This window comes from Jiangella gansuensis DSM 44835, assembly GCF_000515395.1.
Lineage (GTDB): Bacteria > Actinomycetota > Actinomycetes > Jiangellales > Jiangellaceae > Jiangella > Jiangella gansuensis.
Window position 1 is genome coordinate 3,920,511 of sequence record NZ_KI911782.1, and the last position, 17,565, is coordinate 3,938,075.

The following is a 17,565-nucleotide window of genomic DNA, read 5'->3' on the forward strand; positions in this document are numbered from 1 at the left end:
CTTCCCCATGATCATCAAGACTTGACCCGGGCGGGGCCGGGTCAAGTCTTGATGATCATGGGGAAGGTTCAGGGGAAGGGGCCAGGACCGACGACGCCAGCTCGCGCAGCCACGATTCGGCCGAATCGCCATCCAGACCGGCGAGCTCCCGCTTCGTCTCGGCCAGCAGTTCCGAGGCCGCCTCGTCGCCCAGTGCGGCGCGGGCGGCCTCATCTGCGTGTGCGCCCCAGGGTGACGACCGGTCCAGGCCGCCGGCCAGCACCTCCACCGCGGCCAGCACCCGCACGGCGTCGGCCGGCCGGTCCTGGCGCAACGCCTGGTCGGCGATGCCGACCAGCACTGCCCCGACCGTCTCCTCGTCGCCGTCATCGCTGCTCAGGACGGCCTCCAGCGCCTGCGCACGGGCGGCGGCCGCGGCGTCCAAACTCCCGTTCCCGGCGTCCATCCAGGCCCGGATCCCGAGCATGACGGCCCGGAACACCGGATGGACGGGGACGTCTCTCAGCAGCGCCTGCGCCCGAGCCAGCTGTTGCGCGGCGGTGGTGGTGTCGCCGGCCCAGATGGCGAGGGTGGCGCGGTTGAGCGCCATGATGGCCAGGCCGTCGGGCCAGGCGACCTGTTCGGCGTCGTGCTCGGCTCGCTCGACCTCGGCGGCGCTGCCGGCGCGGTCGCCTGTCAGCCACCGCAGTTGGGCGAGCCGGCTGCGCATCATGACGACGTCGTCGACGGTGCCGATCTCGGCGAGCGCCACGATGGCCTCGTCGTAGTGCTCGATCGCCCGCTCCAGCTCGCCGCGCCGGGCGTGCAGGTCTGCCAGCGTGGTGAGGGCGTACGAGATTCCCCACCGCTCGCCGACGGCGCGGAACTCGGCAAGCGCCTGCGTGACGTCGGCCTCCCGATCCCGGGCGGACAGCATCTGCGCCCGGTTCAGCCGAGCCTGGGCGCGGAACCACGGGTCGGGGTCCTCCAGCAGCGGCGCCAGGGCGTCAGCGAGGCTTGTCAGGGGTTCGTCGCCGGCTCCGAGGATCACGCTCAACGGGGGCATGAACCGCAGGAACGGCCCGGGATTCTCGATGCCGGCGGACAGCTCGCGGGCCTGGCGCACCCATTCCGCGGCGTCCTTGAGGTCGCCCACCCCGGTGGTGATCAGGAAGGTGACGACGGCGCATGCGGTGGCCCGTGCTTCGCGGTCGGTCGGGCCGGGAACGGCCAGCGCCTGGGTCGCCAGCTCGATTCCCTCGCTCTTGTGGCCGCTGAGCCACCAGTACCAGCCGCAGGCTGCCACTAGCCGGACCGCGTTCCGCGCGTCGCCGGCCGCGGCCGCGCCGCGCAGAGCCGCCGTGATGTCGTCGTGCTCGGCGCGCAGCCGCCGCAGCCAGCTGAGTTGCTCGTGGCGGTGCAGGTGGGGTTCGGCGGTCTCGGCCAGCTCGATCAGGTAGCCGATGTGCGCGCGCCGGACGGCGTCGAGCTCGCCCACCTCGCCCATCCGTTCCAGACCGTAGGCCTTGATCGTCTCGAGCAGTCGGTACCGGGGCGCTTCACCGTCGTTGTCGACCGCCAGCAGTGACTTGTCGCTGAGCGAGCTGAGCTCGTCGAGGACGTCGGCGCCGTCGCAGCACACCCGGGCCGCGGCTTCGGCCGTCGCACCGCTGGCGAACACCGCGAGCCGGCGCAGCACGACCCGTTCGGGTTCGGGCAGCAGGCTCCAGCTCCAGTCGACGACGGCGCGTAGCGTCTGGTGCCGAGGCAGCGCGGTACGGCTGCCACCGGTGAGCAGCCTGAATCTGTCGTCCAGGCGGGCGGCCAGCTGCTCCACGGACATGGCGCGCAGCCGGGCGGCGGCCAGCTCGATGGCCAGCGGCATGCCGTCGAGGGCGCGGCAGATGCGGGCGACGGTGGGCGCGTCGGTGTCGGTGACGGTGAAGCCCGGGCGGGCGGCGCGGGCACGGTCGACGAACAGCCGGACGGCGTCGAAGCGCAGCAGATCATCGGCGCCGTCGTGCCCCGTCGGGAGTGCCAGCGGCTCGACCGGCCAGACCGCCTCGCCGGTGATGCCGAGCGGCTCGCGGCTGGTTGCGAGAATGCGCAGGTCAGGGCATTCGCCGAGCAGCCGGTCAGCCAGTGCTGCGGCAGCGTCGATGACGTGCTCACAGTTGTCCATCACGAGCAATGCGGTCCGGGACCGTAGGGCCGCGACCAGCCGCCCGGTGGCGTCCTCGGTGGTCGCGCCGAACGCTTGGTCGCGCAGGTCCAGGGCCGCGAGGGCGGCGGCCGGCACGTCGGCGCCGGCAGCGACCGGGGCCAGCTCGACCAGCCAGACGCCGTCGGGCAATTGGCTTGTCAGCGTGCTCGAGGCTTCGTTCGCCAGCCGGGTCTTGCCTGACCCGCCCGGCCCGGTGAGTGTCGTCAGCCGGTACTCGTCGATCAGGTCGCGCACGCGGGCGACGTCGGTGTCGCGGCCGACGAAGCTGGTCAGGCCAGCGCGCAGGTTGGTGCGGGGGATGGCGGCCCGGGCCGCCGGCTCTGCCTCCCGCGGCGGCGGCGAGGCCGGGTGCGTCAGTTCACCGCGCAGGATCGCCGTGTGCAGGTCGGACAGCGCCGCGGACGGGTCGGTGCCCAGCTCCTCGGCCAGCGCCTCCCGGGTCCGCTCGTACGCCGCCAGCGCCGCGGCGGGCCGCCCGGCCGCGACCAGCGCCCGCATGAGCTGCCCGACCAGCCGTTCGCGCAGCGGGTGCTCGGCGACCAGCGTGGTCAGCTCGGTGGTCAGACCGGCGCCGCGGCCCAGCCGCAGCGCGGCGTCGACGCGGTCCTCCGTCGCCGTCAGCCGCAGCTCCTCCAGTCGCGCCCGCGGCGCCGTGAAGAACCCCGACTCCGCGACGTCCAGCAGTGCCGGCCCGCGCCACAGCGCAAGTGCGGCTCGTAGCCCGTCCTCCACCGCGGCATCGTCGGACGCGGACCGCGCGGCCACGACCTCCCGCTCGAACCGCGTGGCGTCGACGGCGTCCGGCGCCAGCGCCAGCCGGTAGCCCGCCGGGTGCGACTCGATGGCCAGGCCCGGCAGCGCCCGGCGCAGCCGGGACACGAGGGCCTGCAGAGCGTTGGCGGCACCGGCCGGCGGGTCGTCACCCCAGACGCCGTCGACCAGCTGACCCACCGGTATGAGGCGGCCGGGCTCCAGCGCGAAGGTGATCAGCAGTGTGCGCAACCGCGCGCCGGCCACGTAAACCGGCGCATCGTCGTTGTGGACCTCCAACGGTCCAAGGATCCCGATGCGCACCGGAGGCATTCTGCCGTAGCAGCCGAGCCGGGCTGAGCTGACTCCCCGCGCGTCCGCGGCGCGTCGACCGCGGGGCCCATCACCAGGATCGTGTTCGCCTCCCCAGTGTCAATGGTCGTCGGGCCGGGCACGTCACAGACTGCTTGCTGAACCCGCGTCGGGCACCGGCGCTGAGAGGAGGCCTCCGGCCCCCGTCTCAGCACCGGTCTTGCCCGGCCCTCCTGGGGGCAAGCATTCATGGTGAAGCGGGAGCACCCATGGTGCACGTGATCATTTCGAGGTCAGTTCGGCGACGACCGCGTCGCTGAACGGCGGCCAGGCCTCGACCGCCCAGGGGCCGAAATCGCGGTCGGCCAGGGCCACGCAGGCCGCGCCGAGCTCGGGGTCGACCCACAGGAACGTGCCGGCCTGACCGAAGTGTCCGAACGTGCGCGGCGAGTTGGCCGAGCCGGTCCAGTGCGGCGACTTGTCGGCGCGGATCTCGAACCCCAGACCCCAGTCGTTCGGGTCCTGCCGCCCATACCCCGGCAGCACCCCGGACAGCCCGGGAAACGCCACCGTCGTCGCGGCCTGAACGGTTGCCGGGTCGAGCAGGGCGGGGGACTGCAGCTCGGCGGCGAACCGGGCGAGGTCGCGCACCGTGGAGGTGGCCCCGGACGCGGGTGAGCCCTCGAACGTCGTGCCGGTCATGCCCAGCGGGGTGAGCAGGCCGTCGCGGACGTAGTCGGCGAACGGGATGCCCGACCGTTTGGCGACGGCGTCGGCCAGCTGCTCGAAGCCGGCGTTGGAGTACAGCCGCCGCGCGCCCGGCTCCCACGCCACCTTGTGCTCGTCGAAGGCCAGCCCGGAGGTGTGTGCCAGCAGGTGCCGGACGGTTGAGCCCTCGGGTCCGGCGGGGTCGTCCAGGCCGATGGCGCCTTCCTCGACGGCGATCAGGGTGGCGTAGGCGGTGAGCGGCTTCGTCACCGACGCCAGGCTGAACGGCCGGTCCTGGTCACCGTGGGTACCGAGCAAACCGCCGTCGGCGCCGACGACCGCTGTCGCCGCGTGATCGACCGGCCACTGATCCACCAGCTGAACACTCCGCATGATCCCGACCCTACGACGTCACGCGTCGCAGGCCACCGGCGGCGTGGACGCGGCGGCTCCCACCGGCGCCGGTGCCGTGCGCGGTTGCGCTGCCGCCGCCAACGCCCGCTCGTGGCGCTGCTCGTGCGCCCACGCCGTCAGGGCCAGCACCAGCCCCGCGAGTGCCAGCCCGGCCGCCAGCCACACCGGCGCCACGTAGCCCCAGCCGGCCGAGATGGCCGCGCCGCCGAGCCACGGACCCACGGTGTTGCCGACGTTGAACGCCGACGTGTTGACCGACGACGCCAGCGTCGGCGCGTCACCGGCGACGACGAACACGCGGGCGTTGAGCCCTGGCGCGATCGAGAACCCGGCGACACCGACCGCGAACACCGCCGCGACCGCTCCGGCCGTGCTGCCCGACACCAGCGCCAGTACCGACATCGTCACCGCCAACGCCACGAGGCTGCCGAAGATGTTGAGGAACAGCCCACGGTCGGCGATCCGCCCGCCGATGGTGATGCCGATGAAGCTGCCCAGCCCGAACAGCGCCAGCACCAGCGGTACGTCCGCCTCGTCCAGCCCGGCGACATCGGTGAGCAGCGGGGCGAAGTACGAGAACGCGGCGAACATGGCCGCCTGGAAGGTCGCCGTTGTCGCCAGGGCCAACCAGATGCGCCGGCCCCGGAACACCCGCAGTTCGTCTCGGACCCGCGGCGGCTCCGACGCGGCGCCGGCGCTCTTCGGCACCAGCGCGACCACGGCCAGCGTGGTCAGCACCGCCAGCCCGGCCACCGCCCAGAACGCCGCTCGCCACCCGAGCTGCTGGCCGACCCAGGTGCCGGCCGGCACTCCGAGCACGTTCGACAGCGTCAGCCCGCCGACCAGCACCGCCAAGGCCCGCGCCGTGGTCCCCGGCGGCGAGATCCGCACCGTCACCACCGCGGCCACAGCCCAGAAGGCTCCGGTGGCGACGGCCGTCACCACGCGGGCGGCCATCAGCAACTCGTACGTGGGCGCCAGCGCCGCCACGACGTGACCGGCCAGGAACACCGCCGCGGCCGCGAGCAGGGTCGCCTTGCGCGGCAGGCGCAGCGTCGCGACCGCCATCACCGGCGCGCCGATCGTCATCCCGATCGCGAACCCGGAGATGAGCAGACCGGCGTCCGGGATCGAGACGTCCAGGTCTGTCGCGATGGTCGGCAGCAGTCCGGCGATCATGAACTCCGTCGTGCCGAGCACGAAGATGCTGGAGCCGAGGACGTAGACGGCCGGTGGGACGCGCACTGTGCTCTCCTTATGGACTGATCAGTTCAGAATGCTGGTAGGAGCCGGCGCGTCGTTGCTGCCAGACATGGTCAGAGGCTGTCGACCAGGGCGTCGACGATGTCGGTGAGTCGCTCGCGGTCCTGGGCGACCCGGCCGACGACGTGGATGGCGGTCAGTGCGCCGTGCACCAGCCGGGCCAGCGCCTCGGCGTCGCGGTCGGCCGCGATCTCGCCGTCGCGCTGGCCGCGCTCGATGATGACGCGCATGGTCGCGACGATGGCGTCGAAGTCCGCCCGGGTGAGGCCGGCGACGACGTCGTCGCCCGGTCCGATCTCGACCGCGGCGTTGAGCGCCAGGCAACCGCGGCGGTCCGGATCGGCGAGCTGCCGGTCCACGGCCGCCAGCAGGAAGTCGCGGATGACGGTGCGCGCCGGGCCGGTCCGGGCGAGCAGGTCCACCTGGTCGGCCCGGGTGCGCTCGGCGTACCGGCGCAGCGCGTGCTCGTACAGCTCGTGCTTGCTCTTGAACGTGTTGTAGAGGCTGCTGCGTCCCAGCCCGGTCCGCTCGCAGAGGTCCTGCGTGGAGGTGGAGGCGTATCCGCCGGCCCAGAAGACGTCCAGGGCCGCGTCGACGACGTGGTCCGGGTCGAACTCTTTCGGGCGCGGCACCGGCTCACCGTACCGGGTTCTGTACTGATCTGTCTAGAACCGTCTGGCGGGCCTCGCCCAGGAGTGTTCCTGCTTCACCAGTGTCAATGGTCGTCGGGCCGGGCGCGTCACAGACTGCTTGCTGAACCCGCGTCGGGCACCGGCGCTGAGAGGAGGCCTCCGGCCCCCGTCTCAGCACCGGTCTTGCCCTGCCCTCCTGGGAGCAAGCATGGGTGGTGCAGCAGGAGGACCCATGGTCCACGTGATTGACCACGGTCGGTGTGGGTGTTCCGCTTCACCCCCATGGTGAACACCCGCAGCTGCGGGCACAGTCCGGAGCCGGGCTGGCCGGGCTTTGATCGCAGCGCCCGACTTCAATAGCGCGATTCGGGGCGGAGGGACGGAATCCGCCCGCTGACGCGGTTGCGGCTATTGAGGGCCGCTGCCTGCTATTGCGGTCAGTGTCAGTCGGCCGGACAGCACGGCGGGGCGCCGACGAAGGCCGGCAAGAACCAGGCATCTTCGCCATCGCGGTCGGACCGCTCGAGCCCAGACCCTCGCCGGCTCCTACTCGAACGACCGGTTGGCCCGCGAGTACCACCGTGACCGCGCCCACCCGATCCCGCCACGAATCGGGTCGGAGGGCCGCATCTGGGGTGGCTGGATGGTTACTGGGTGAGGCCGCGGCGCTCCAGGAGCGGCTCGATCTGCGGGTCGCGGCCACGGAAGGTGCGGAACGCTTCCATGGGGTCGACGCTGCCGCCGCGGGACAGCAGAGTGCTGCGGAAGTGGTCGCCGTTCTGACGGGTCAGCCCGCCGTTCTCCTTGAACCACTCGACGGTGTCGGCGTCGAGGACCTCGCTCCAGATGTAGGAGTAGTACCCCGCGCCGTATCCGCCGGCGAAGATGTGGGCGAAGTAGGTGGTGCGATACCGCGGCGGAATGGTCTCCAGTGCGACACCGGCGCGCTCGAGGGCCCGCGCCTCGAACTCGGCGACATCGTCGACCGTGGTACCGGGGGACAGCTCGTGCCAGGCGAGGTCGAGCAGGGTGGCCGCAAGGTACTCCGTCGTCGCGAAGCCCTCACCCCAGATCTGCGAGTCGAGCAGCCGCTGGACGGTCTCCTGCGCGAGCGGCTCACCGGTCTGGTGGTGGACGGCGTAGTTCGCCAGCACCTCGGGCCAGACCGCCCACATCTCGTTGACCTGGGAGGGGAACTCGACGAAGTCGCGTAGCACGCTGGTGCCGCTGAACGTCGGGTACGTGACCCGGGAGAACAGCCCGTGCAGGGCGTGGCCGAACTCGTGGAACAGGGTGTTGACCTCGTCGAAGGTCATCAGCGCGGGCTCGCCGGCCGGCGGCTTCACCAGGTTGAGGTTGTTGAGCACCACGGGCTTGGTGTCCATGAGCGCGGACTGATCGACCAGCGAGTTCATCCAGGCACCGCCGCGCTTGGAGTCGCGGGTGAAGAAGTCGCCGATGTACAGCCCGACCGCGGAGCCGTCCTCGTCGAACACCTCGAACACGCGCGCGTCGGGGTGGTAGGCGACGAGGTCGGGCCGCTCGGTGAAGGACAGCCCGTAGAGCTTTCCGGCGGCGAAGAAGACGCCGTCGCGCAGCACCCGCTCCAGCTCGAAGTACGGGCGCAGCTCGGCGGCGTCGACGTCGTAGGTGGCCCGGCGGACCTGCTCGGAATAGAACGACCAGTCCCACGCCCGCAACTCGAACGCGTCGCCGATGGCTTCCTGCAGCTTGGCGGCCTCGGCCTGCGCGTTCGTGACGGCGGTGGGGGTCAGCTTCCCGAGCATGTCGTGCACCGCGGCGGGCGTCTTGGCGGTGCGGTCTTCCAGCACGTAGGTGGCGTGATCGGGGTGACCGAACAGTGCGGCCCGCTCGGCCCGCAGCGCTGCGATGCGGGCCGCGATGACGTGGTTGTCGTGCTCGTTGCCGTTGGCGCCGCGCTGGACGGACGCACGGTACAGGCGCTCGCGCAGGGACCGGTCGGTCAGCGAGGCCAGCGCCGGCTGGCCGCTGGGCAGCACGAGGGTCAGGACATACTTGCCCTCCAGCCCTCGCTCCGCCGCCGTCTGGGCCGCCGCGGCCACCGCGTCCGCGGACAGGCCGTCGAGCTGAGCGGCGTCGTCGACGACGACGGCGGAGGCGTTGGTGTCCTCGAGCAGGTTGTTCTGGAACGTGGTGGACAGCGCGGAGAGCTCCCCGTTGATCTCGCGCAGCCGGGCCTGCTGCTCCTCGGAGAGGCCGGCGCCGGCCCGGACGAAGTCGAGGTGGTAGCGCTCCAGCAACCGCCGCGACTCCGGGTCGAGCCCGTCGGCGTCGTCGAGCAGGGCGGTGATGCGGGCAAACAGACGCGAGTCCAGGTGGATGGCGTCGCTGTGCGCGGCCAGCCGCGGCGAGATCTCTGACTGAATGGTCTGGATCTCCGCATTCGTGTCCGACGACGCCTGGTTGAAGAACACCGCCGCCACCCGCTGGAGGATCTGCCCGGACCGCTCCAGCGCCACGATGGTGTTCTCGAACGTCGGCGGCGCCGGATCGGCGGCAATGGCCTCGACCTCGGCGAGCTGCTCGGCCATGCCGCGTTCGAACGCCGGGCGGTAGTGCTCGGTCCGGATGAGCTGGAACGGCGGGAGCTGGTACGGAAGGTCGCTCGCGGCGAAGAAGGGGTTCTCGGGGTGGCTCGCAGGCATGCTGTGCACGCTACCCGAAGGGTCTGACCGCGGCGGCTCAGCTTCCTGGTCCCGCGTCCCGTCATGGCCGTACGCAACGCGGAACGGCGAAATCGGGCCGAGGGACGTCACTGCGAGCCAACAAGCCGCCGACGTCGGGACGAGACACCCCCTAGTCTGCAAACACGGCATCGGATGAGAGGAGCAGCACGTGAGCGGCGAGGAACGCGAAGGCATCGAGCTGACCAACCTCGACCAGCCGCTGTTCGACGGCGCCGAGGCCACCAAGCGCGACCTCGTCGACTATGTGGACGCGATGAGCGGGCGCATCCTGCCCGAACTCGCCGACCGGCCCCTCACCGTCAAGCGGGTGCGGCCCGGGCAGCCGCCGTTCATGCAGAAGAACCTGCCCAAGTACGCGCCGTCGTGGATCCCCAGCGTGTCGGTGTGGGCTCAGGCCTCCAAGCGTGACGTCGCCTACGCGCTGTGCAACGACCGCCGCACCCTGCTGTGGTTCGCCAACCAGCGCGCCGTCGAGTACCACCCGACGCTGGTCACGGCCGGCGACTGGGAGCACGTCACGCATCTGATCCTCGACATCGACCCGCCGGAAGGCGGCCCGTTCGCCGACGTCGTCGGCGCCGCCCGGCTGGTGCGGCGGGCCCTGGCCAACGACGGCCTGACCGGCGTGGTGAAGACGAGCGGCGCCAAGGGCGTGCACGTGTTCGTCCCGCTGGCGCCGCAGTCGCACGAGGACGTCGCCGCCGCCACCCGGGCGCTGGCGGCCCGGGCCGAGCGCCTCGACCCCGAGCTGGCCACCACCGCCTACATCAAGCAGGACCGCGGTGGGAAGGTGTTCCTCGACTCCACCCGCTCCGGCGGCGCCACCGTGGCGGCGGCCTACAGCCCGCGCGCGCGGCCAGGTGTCCCGGTGTCGTTCCCGGTCGGCTGGGACGACCTGGACACGGTCGCGCCAGCCGACTTCACCGTCCGCACGGTGCCCGGGCTGCTCGGCGATGCCGACCCGTGGGCCGAGCGGATGCCGCAGCCGCAGTTGCTGCCCGCCGATCTCGTCGCCGAGGGGCACACGATCCCCGTCGCTCGGGTGCAGGCCATGCACGAAGGGAAGCGTCGAGCCCGCGAACGCCGAACCTGACCGACGGGGCGTGGTAGGTTGCTCCGTGGTTGCATGAGTGGTTTCTGGCACGTTCTCAGTACGTGACGGCCCTGATCATCGGTGTCCGGCTGTGGGACGACGAGCACCGCGCAATCCGGATCGGCGAATCTGCCGGTTCGACCCCCTCGTCCCCACACAAGGAGCAGACATGGCACAGGGAACCGTGAAGTGGTTCAACGGCGAAAAGGGCTTCGGCTTCATCGCGCAGGACGGTGGCGGCGCGGACGTGTTCGTGCACTACTCGGCCATTGCCGCTGAGGGCTACCGCTCGTTGGACGAGAACCAGCGCGTCGAGTTCGACGTGACGCAGGGCCAGAAGGGGCCGCAGGCGGAGAACGTCCGCCCCATCTGATCGTCCTCGCCGAAGCGGCCGCACCGGTGACGGTGCGGCCGCTTCCGCATTTCCGCCTGCCGGCTCGGCGCCTCAGGGCACCGGCTGGCCGCTCATGATCCGTTCCCGGAGCGGCCAGTGCGACCAGTACGCACCCTTGTACCCCAGCTCGGTCAGGCGCAGCAGGAACGGGTTGTCGGCATAGTTGTTGTCCTCTGGCGTCAGGCCGGGTGCCGTCGGGAGCATCACCCGGTGCCGCTCGGCCGGCGGCACCCACTCCCAGAGCAGTTCCAGGCTCGTCAGCCAGCGATCGCCGGGCCGCTGGTGTGTCCGGCCCTCGGGCAGGTCGGGGGAGAAGTAGTAGACCGGACGCAGTTCGCCGTCCGGGCCGAACATGAACTGCCGCTCGTACTCGACCCGGCCGTCGCACAGTGCCAGCGGCTTGAGCAGGATCGGCCCGGTCGCGGTGTTCGACTGCACCCCAGGCACCGGGCGCTCGCCACCGCTGCGGGTGGCCAGGTCGCGGCCCAGCGGGGAGTACGGGAACGCGCGGATGCCCAGCGTGTAGCCCACGACGGTGGCGTCCAGTGCGAGCAGCCCGTCGACGCAGGCCCGCATGGTTTCAGCCGTCTCACCGGGCATCCCGAGCAGTGCCTCCACCATGGTCAGCATTCCGTGCCGCCGGGCCAGCTGGCACAGGCGCCGCACGTCGTCGTAGGTGTAGAACCGGGTGCCCTTACCGGTGATCTTCCAGCCGTCCAGGACCTCGTCGCGGACGTGGTCGGGCGCGACGTTGATGCCCGCGCAGCCGGCCTCCGCCAGCAACTCGGCGTACTCGTCGTCGAACGGAGCCGGCTGGACGTAGATCCACAGCCGCAGCCGGTGCAGCGGCGAGGACGTGTCGGCCCGCTTGCGGCGGACGATCTCGCGCAGCACCGCCTTGCTGTGTGCGATGTTGAGGTTGAACTCGCTGTCCGTGGTGTGCAGGTCGTGCACGCCCTGACCGGTCAGCGCCTCCATCTCGTCGACGACGGCGGCCTCCGCCCGGCGGGCGAACTGCCCGCCCTTCGCGTCCGGCTCGACACAGTGGGCGCAGGCGAACGTGCACCCGTTCTTGGTGAGGATGTTGCCCAGCCCGCCGCGGCGATAGTAGGCGAGGTTGTCCACCTTGCCGGGGGTGCCGGAGCGGCGCAGGTACGCCGTCGTGCGGTTCACCAGGGCAGCGCGGCCGATCGAGATCTGCCGGCTCAGGTGCGGCACCTGGCGCACCGAACCGTCCTGGTCGCGGACGATGAGGCCCGGCACGTCGTCGGTCGCCTTGCCCTTCGCCAGAGCCATGGCCAACTCGACCAGGGTGACCTCACCGGGGCCCTTGACGCCGAAGTCGATACCGAAGTAGTCGACCAGTGCGAAGGGCATCGAGGAGAACCCCACGCCGCCGCCGACCACCGGCGCCGTCGTGCCCCGCCGGATCGCGCGGATGATCTCGCGGTGCGAGTCCAGGAAGACCCGCTGTTCCTGCGGATAGATCGTGTCGGTGTTGCGGATGGTGACACCGACGAGCAGCGGATCGCGCCGGGCGAAGTAGCGGGCGACGGCGGCGCGCCAGTGCTCCCGGTCCAGGGTGAGGTCCAGCACCTCGACCTCGAAGCCGGCGGCCTCCAGCGACGTGGTCAGGATGTCCAGCGCGTACGGGGTGATGGGCGGGTGGACGAGGTTGGGATTCACCAACGTGACGGTGTTGCTATGCACCCTTTCAGGCTCGCAGCCGGCCGAGTCGCTGGGCAGGGGCCAAGATCGTCCGGATGTCCCGATGCGTTCGCAAAGTGGACAAGATCATTCGCGGAGCGTCCTGGCCGCGGTGGGGCCTGGTCAGCAGGCTGTTGGCGGGAGGCCCGGCAGCGACGACGAGGTGGTGTGGTGAACGGTCAGGAGCCCGTCGGGGAGGTGATCCGGCGCGCCCGCGGCCGTCTCGGCTACAGCCAGTACGAGTTCGCCGGCGAGCTCGCCCGCGTGTCAGGGAACCCGTCGCTCACCCGGGAGGAAGTGGCCCGGTGGGAACGCGGCAAGAGGATTCCCGGGCCGTACTGGCGGCAGTGGCTGAGCCGGGTCCTGCACATACCGACGGGGGAATTGGTCGCAGCCGCCAGAGTGACCCGCCACGCCCGTGCCGACGGTCCGTCGCCGTTCACTCGACTGGTGAGAGCACCGCGCTGAAGTGCCGCAACGTGTCCGCCTGTTCGACGATCCGGTACCCGGGGATCTCGGCGGCTTTCGCCACGGCGGTGGCAGCGGTCTCGGCCACGTACTCGAGGTGGCTCTTCGTGTAGACCCGCCGCGGCAGGGCGAGACGAACCAGCTCGCGCGGGGCCGGCAGGTCCGGCCCACCGTCGGGGTCGGCCCGGCCGAATACCAGGGTGCCCAGTTCGGACACCCGCACGGCTCCGGCCAGGTAGAGCGCGTTGGCCAGCGCGGTGGCCGGTAGCCGCTGGGGCGCCACGTGGGGGAGGAGCTGCGCTGCGTCGACGTACACCGCGTGACACCCGGTCGGCTGCAGAACCGGCAGGCCGGCCTCCTGCAGGCGCTCGCCGAACCAGCGTGCGGTCTGGGCGCGGTAGCGCAGATACGCCGGGTCGGTCACCTCCTGCAGGCCCTGAGCCAGCGCTTCGAGGTCCCGGCCGGCCAGGCCGCCGTACGTCGGGAACCCTTCGACCGCGATGAGCCGGTCCCGGCAGCGACGCGCGAGGCCGGCGTCGCGCAGTGCGATCATCCCGCCGATGTTGCCGATGCCGTCCTTCTTGAGACTCGCCCAGCAGCCGTCCGCCAGCGAGAACGTCAGCTGGGCGACCTCGCGCGGGGTGTAGTGCGCGTGATCGGGGTCGCGTTCGGTGATCAGATAGGCGTTCTCGGCGAAGCGGGACGCGTCCAACAGCAGCGGCACGTCGTAGGCGTTGCACAGTGCCCGGGTGCCCGCGATGTTGGCCATGGAGACCGGCTGGCCCCCGCCGGCGTTGTTGGTGATGGTCAGGACGACGCAGCGGACGGAGGCGCCGCCCTGACCGTCCAGGAGGGAGTGGAGGGCGTCGAGATCGATGTCGCCGCCGAACGGCGAGGGTTGCGAACCAAGACCCGCGCCGACCGGAAGGTCGACGGCGTGACCACCGACGGCCTCGACACTGGCCCGGGTGGTGTCGAAGTGAGTGTTGGCGACAGAGACGTCGCCGGGCCGCAGCAGGGTCGCGAACAGGATGCGTTCGGCCGCCCGGCCCTGGTGCACGGGGATGATCTCGTCGTAACCGGTGAGATGCCGCACCACCGCTTCGAAGCGCTCGAACGACGTGGCGCCGGCGTAGGACTCGTCGCCGGAGAGCAACGCGGACCACTGCGCGGCGGACATCGCACTGGTGCCGGAGTCGGTCAACAGGTCGACGGTGATGGCCCGGGACGGCACCCGGAACAGGTTGTACCCGGCCTTCGTCAGCGCGGCGTCGCGCTGCTCCGGCGTGGGGAACGGGATCGGCTCGACGGCCTTGATCCTGAACGGCTCCATGAACACGGGCACCGGCGCGTCCCCTTCCCGACGTGCGACTCGATGTCATCAAGTCTGTGGGCACAGCCCCGCCGCAGGTAGGGGCCAATTTCGCCGCTCGGTGATCTTGTGACAACAGGGCCCGATCTGTGACGGCGACCAGCAGTGACGAGCGAACTGGTAAGCGCTAACATTTGGATGATCTTGCCCAGCATTGGGGCTGCGGGCGGGTGTGCGCCGTGGATGCACGCCTGTGGGCGCCACGAGGGTGCCGTGTCGCACGTCGATTCACCATCGGGCAAGTCTCCGCAGGGGGACGTGATGACAGCACTGCCGCTGGAGCGCTACGAGCTGTTCCACTCCAAGGACCTCGACGACGCGAGGGAAACGGTCGGGCGGGTCTTCGTGCCGCATCGGCTCGACCTCGTGGGCGGATCCACGGGACTGGATGCACGAATGCACACGCGGCGAATCGCGAGGATCGCGGCCAACTACGTCGCGTACGGCGGCGAGGTCGTGATCGAACCCGGGGAGCTGGGCTCGTTCTTCGTCGTGCAGGTGCCGCTGTCCGGACAGAGCATGATCCGGTACGGCAATGAGTCGATCGTCTCCACACCGGACGTCGCGACGGTGGTGTCGCCCACTGTGCCGTTGAGCATGCGGTGGAGCGCGGACTGCGCGCAGCTGATCCTGCGGCTGGAGCGGCCGGCCGTCGAGGCGCATCTGCGCGACCTGATCGGCGCGCCGCTACCCGGCCCGGTCCGGTTCGAGCTGGGCATGAACGTCAGCACCGGCTACGGCCGCAGCTGGACCGACGCGTTCCGGTTGCTGGTGGGTGAGCTCGACCGCACCGACGGCAGCATGATCAACAACCGGGTCGCCGCGGCCGAGTTCGAGGATGGCCTGATGACAGGCCTGCTGCTGGCCCAGCCGCACAACTACTCCCATCTTCTCGAGGAAACCCAGCTTCTCCCGGCGCCCAACCGGGCTGTGACGATCGTGCGAGAGATGATCGAGAATCATCCGGAGTGGGAACACACCGTCGCGAGCCTCGCACGAGAAGCAGGGGTGGGCGTGCGAGCGTTGCAGCTCGGGTTCCGGCAGCACTTCGGCACGACACCCATCACGTACCTGACCAGCGTGCGGATGCAACGCGCCCGCGAAGAACTGCGCGCCGCCCAGCGTGACACCACCACGGTCACCAAGGTCGTGGCCAGATGGGGTCTGGGTCATCCGGGCCGGTTCGCCGCGTCGTACAAGATGCTGTACGGCGAGCTGCCGTCGGAAACCCTCGCCCGGTGAATCCGGGGGAGGGGCCGATGCCGGTGCCGCTCGACCGCTTTCCGTTCCTGCACTCGTCGGATCTCGACGAGGTCCGTGCGGCGGTGTGGCGCCACATGGGGGAGCATCCGATCCAGCTTGACGATCCGTTCGACCAGGTGGATGCCAGGATCCACGGCCGCCTCATCGACCGGATCACGGTCAGCTACCTGTCCTTCGGTGCTCGCGTGCGCACGGAACCAGGCGAACTCGCCTTCTACCTGATCCAGCTGGTCGAGTCGGGTACCTATACGGTCCGGCTCGGCGAGGACGAACTCGTCGCCGGACCAGGCGAGGTCCTGGTGCTCTCCCCGAACCTGCGCATGACGACGCGATGGTCAGCCGACTGCGGCGTCACGGCGTATCAGCTGCGCGCACCGGACCTCGTCGGTCACCTGAGCCGGCTGCTCGTGCGGCCGGCAACCGAGCCGCTGCGCTTCGACCTGAGGATGCGTGTCGACGCCGGCCCGGGCCGTCAGCTGCACAGGGGAATACTGCGCCCCTTGGCTGCGCAGCTGAATCAGCCGCGCAGCAGGATCGACAACCCGGTCCGGGCCCAGCAGGTCGAGAACACGCTGATGACGGCGTTGTTGCGAGCTCAACCGAACACCTACTCGGACGTCCTCGCGCGCGAGCTCGGCTGGCCGAAGTAGTGAGCCCGGCGCGCACGCCGAGCTGTCCGGCTGACGTCAGGCGAACAGGTCGAGCTCGAGGGCGAGGTCCTTCGCCGTCTCCAGCAGCGCTTCGAGGGCGGGTATCGCCGCCTCGACGTCCTGGGTGGTGATCCGGTTGTCTCGCCCAGCCGGGAAGTTCAGCGCGAGTTGGCGCTGACGGAGCAACTCCACGTGGCCGAACTGAGCGCCGAACTGGGCGACGACACACTGGCTGGTGACGTCGGTGGTGCCGCCCGCCACCGGCCGTAGGCCCTGCGCCGCGAGGAGCCCCAACGCGATCATGTTCGCCGCATGACACACCAGGACGAACGCGGATCCGGCCGACCGCGTCGCCACGTCCTCGGCCGCCGCGAGGTGGTTCGTCGCCACGTCGAAGTACGGGCGGGCGTCGGCCTCCGGTCCGCTGAAGAGCTCGAGCTGGCCGCTGGCGACCAGCCGCGAGACGACGTCGCCACCGGGCCGCCAGGATTCTCCGACCGGCGCTGTGGGCTCGTCGAACGGCGCGATCCGGACGATCGGCGGGCCGTTTCGCTGCGGGGGCACGCGCCCCGTGCCCCCGGCGGCCCGCCTGCCCGCAGGCCTGTTCGCGGCCACCAGGGTGAACCGCACGGGACGATGGAGGCGGTGCTGGGCCCGGGCCGCCGCGGCGTTCAGGGCGTCGAGATCGGGCGTGGCGTTCGGGCGTTGTGTGAGGCGCACCTGGATGGACTCGGGTTCCGGGCCGACGACTCCGGCGAACCGCTCGGCCCAGCAGCCGACCAGCGAGATGCGGCCGACGGCGGCCACCCGGCCGAACTCCTCGCCGATGATCTGCGGCACGCCGTAGGTGACGCGGATGAGCTCGGTCAGCGGGCCGAGACTCGCCTTGCCGCTGGCGGCGCGCATCAGCCGGATCGCGCCATCGTGGCGGGTGACCAGGATGCCCGCGTCCTCCAGCAGTTTGGCCTCCTTGGACACCGACGCAAGGGAGCCGCCCGCGTGATCGGCCAGCTCGGTCAGGCTGAACGCTCGGTGCGGATTGAGCAGGGTGGCGGCGAGGATGCCAGCCTGGACCCTGGAGCGGAAGACGGGGAGCAGAGCGGGTGTTCCCTGCTGCCGCCGGGTGGTCTGGCGTTGCGGACTCTGCGTGGTGACAACGGCGTGACCCAGCCGGTTCTGTTGCCGGGCGGCGACCGCGCCGGCGTCCAGGCGCTCCGGCGGCACCTGGAGCACAGCCGAGAGCCACTGTCTCCACTCACGACGGGGAATCTGGCGACCGCGCTCCCACCGAGCGACTCGATCGCGGCCCATCGTCGGCCTGCCGGACACGGCCGCGAGCCGGTCGGCGAGGGCGTACTGGCTCAGGTGGAGCTGCTGCCGGGCGGACCTGATGAGCTGGCCGATAGGCAGGTCGACATTCTCCTGAACTTCGTGATTCATTCTTCGCCACACCTCGTTTCGGTGCCGTCGCTCCGGGGATTCGCGACGGGTTGCCACCGGAGACGGTACGGCGGAATCAGTCCCGTGGCCGGTGCATTTTGCGACGAGACTTGTCCACATCACGAATCTCGGGCCCACTGGCGGCAAGGACACCGGTCGACGAAGAA

At 70.9% G+C, this 17,565-nt stretch carries 13 protein-coding genes; 5 read left to right on the top strand and 8 right to left on the bottom strand.

Features of this window, described 5'->3' with window-relative positions:
* Positions 1–55 precede the first annotated feature (55 nt).
* The 5 genes from JIAGA_RS0118430 to JIAGA_RS0118450 all read right to left on the bottom strand — a co-directional run bounded on the left by JIAGA_RS0118430 (position 56) and on the right by JIAGA_RS0118450 (position 8,969).
* Entirely contained in the window at positions 56–3,277 is a 3,222-nt protein-coding gene (locus tag JIAGA_RS0118430) for a BTAD domain-containing putative transcriptional regulator (protein WP_026876803.1), read from the bottom strand.
* Positions 3,278–3,547: 270 nt separating this feature from the next.
* Positions 3,548–4,366, bottom strand: coding sequence for a serine hydrolase domain-containing protein (locus JIAGA_RS0118435; RefSeq protein ID WP_026876804.1), 819 nt, complete (start codon positions 4,364–4,366; stop codon positions 3,548–3,550).
* Positions 4,367–4,384: 18 nt separating this feature from the next.
* Complete coding sequence (locus tag JIAGA_RS0118440; RefSeq protein WP_026876805.1) at positions 4,385–5,632, bottom strand: Cmx/CmrA family chloramphenicol efflux MFS transporter; 1,248 nt, start codon at positions 5,630–5,632, stop codon at positions 4,385–4,387.
* 71 nt (positions 5,633–5,703) lie between these two features.
* On the bottom strand, positions 5,704–6,282 hold the full coding sequence (locus JIAGA_RS0118445) for a TetR/AcrR family transcriptional regulator (RefSeq protein WP_026876806.1): 579 nt from the start codon (positions 6,280–6,282) through the stop codon (positions 5,704–5,706).
* A 647-nt stretch (positions 6,283–6,929) separates the two neighbouring features.
* Positions 6,930–8,969 (bottom strand): M3 family metallopeptidase, encoded by a 2,040-nt coding sequence (locus JIAGA_RS0118450; protein ID WP_035814648.1) that lies wholly within the window; start codon positions 8,967–8,969, stop codon positions 6,930–6,932.
* Positions 8,970–9,159: 190 nt separating this feature from the next.
* On the opposite strand from JIAGA_RS0118450, the gene JIAGA_RS0118455 reads away from it, so the two are divergent.
* Both JIAGA_RS0118455 and JIAGA_RS0118460 read left to right on the top strand, forming a co-directional pair.
* Positions 9,160–10,104 (top strand): DNA polymerase domain-containing protein, encoded by a 945-nt coding sequence (locus JIAGA_RS0118455; RefSeq protein ID WP_026876808.1) that lies wholly within the window; start codon positions 9,160–9,162, stop codon positions 10,102–10,104.
* A gap of 169 nt (positions 10,105–10,273) precedes the next feature.
* Entirely contained in the window at positions 10,274–10,477 is a 204-nt protein-coding gene (locus JIAGA_RS0118460; protein ID WP_026876809.1) for a cold-shock protein, read from the top strand.
* Between the two features lie 72 nt (positions 10,478–10,549).
* Here JIAGA_RS0118460 and tsrT read toward each other — a convergent pair whose 3' ends face one another.
* Positions 10,550–12,208 (bottom strand): tryptophan 2-C-methyltransferase, encoded by a 1,659-nt coding sequence (gene tsrT / locus JIAGA_RS0118465; protein WP_026876810.1) that lies wholly within the window; start codon positions 12,206–12,208, stop codon positions 10,550–10,552.
* A 168-nt stretch (positions 12,209–12,376) separates the two neighbouring features.
* Here tsrT and JIAGA_RS0118470 point away from each other — a divergent pair, with 168 nt between their 5' ends.
* On the top strand, positions 12,377–12,673 hold the full coding sequence (locus JIAGA_RS0118470) for a helix-turn-helix domain-containing protein (RefSeq protein ID WP_211239728.1): 297 nt from the start codon (positions 12,377–12,379) through the stop codon (positions 12,671–12,673).
* Here the strand turns inward: JIAGA_RS0118470 and JIAGA_RS0118475 are convergent.
* Positions 12,645–14,018: a tryptophanase gene (locus JIAGA_RS0118475; protein WP_211239729.1), complete on the bottom strand. Its 1,374-nt coding sequence runs from the start codon at positions 14,016–14,018 to the stop codon at positions 12,645–12,647. The two genes, JIAGA_RS0118470 and JIAGA_RS0118475, sit on opposite strands and share 29 nt — an antisense overlap.
* Before the next feature lie 288 nt (positions 14,019–14,306).
* On the opposite strand from JIAGA_RS0118475, the gene JIAGA_RS0118480 reads away from it, so the two are divergent.
* The gene (locus JIAGA_RS0118480; RefSeq protein ID WP_026876813.1) at positions 14,307–15,287 is read left to right on the top strand and encodes an AraC family transcriptional regulator; all 981 of its coding nucleotides are present in this window, start codon (positions 14,307–14,309) and stop codon (positions 15,285–15,287) included.
* A gap of 17 nt (positions 15,288–15,304) precedes the next feature.
* Positions 15,305–15,958, top strand: a complete 654-nt coding sequence (locus JIAGA_RS0118485; protein WP_026876814.1) for a cupin domain-containing protein — start codon at positions 15,305–15,307, stop codon at positions 15,956–15,958.
* Between the two features lie 36 nt (positions 15,959–15,994).
* Here the strand turns inward: JIAGA_RS0118485 and JIAGA_RS0118490 are convergent, their stop codons facing one another.
* Complete coding sequence (locus tag JIAGA_RS0118490; RefSeq protein ID WP_084469779.1) at positions 15,995–17,398, bottom strand: transcriptional regulator; 1,404 nt, start codon at positions 17,396–17,398, stop codon at positions 15,995–15,997.
* Positions 17,399–17,565 lie beyond the last annotated feature (167 nt).

Bases quoted from the DNA above. Each gene is read 5' to 3' on its own strand.
- JIAGA_RS0118435 (WP_026876804.1), bottom strand. From the start codon at position 4,366: ATGCGGAGTGTTCAGCTGGTGGATCAGTGGCCGGTCGATCACGCGGCG.
- JIAGA_RS0118450 (WP_035814648.1), bottom strand. From the start codon at position 8,969: ATGCCTGCGAGCCACCCCGAGAACCCCTTCTTCGCCGCGAGCGACCTT.
- JIAGA_RS0118460 (WP_026876809.1), top strand. From the start codon at position 10,274: ATGGCACAGGGAACCGTGAAGTGGTTCAACGGCGAAAAGGGCTTCGGC.
- JIAGA_RS0118480 (WP_026876813.1), top strand. From the start codon at position 14,307: ATGACAGCACTGCCGCTGGAGCGCTACGAGCTGTTCCACTCCAAGGAC.
- JIAGA_RS0118485 (WP_026876814.1), top strand. From the start codon at position 15,305: ATGCCGGTGCCGCTCGACCGCTTTCCGTTCCTGCACTCGTCGGATCTC.
- JIAGA_RS0118490 (WP_084469779.1), bottom strand. From the start codon at position 17,398: ATGAATCACGAAGTTCAGGAGAATGTCGACCTGCCTATCGGCCAGCTC.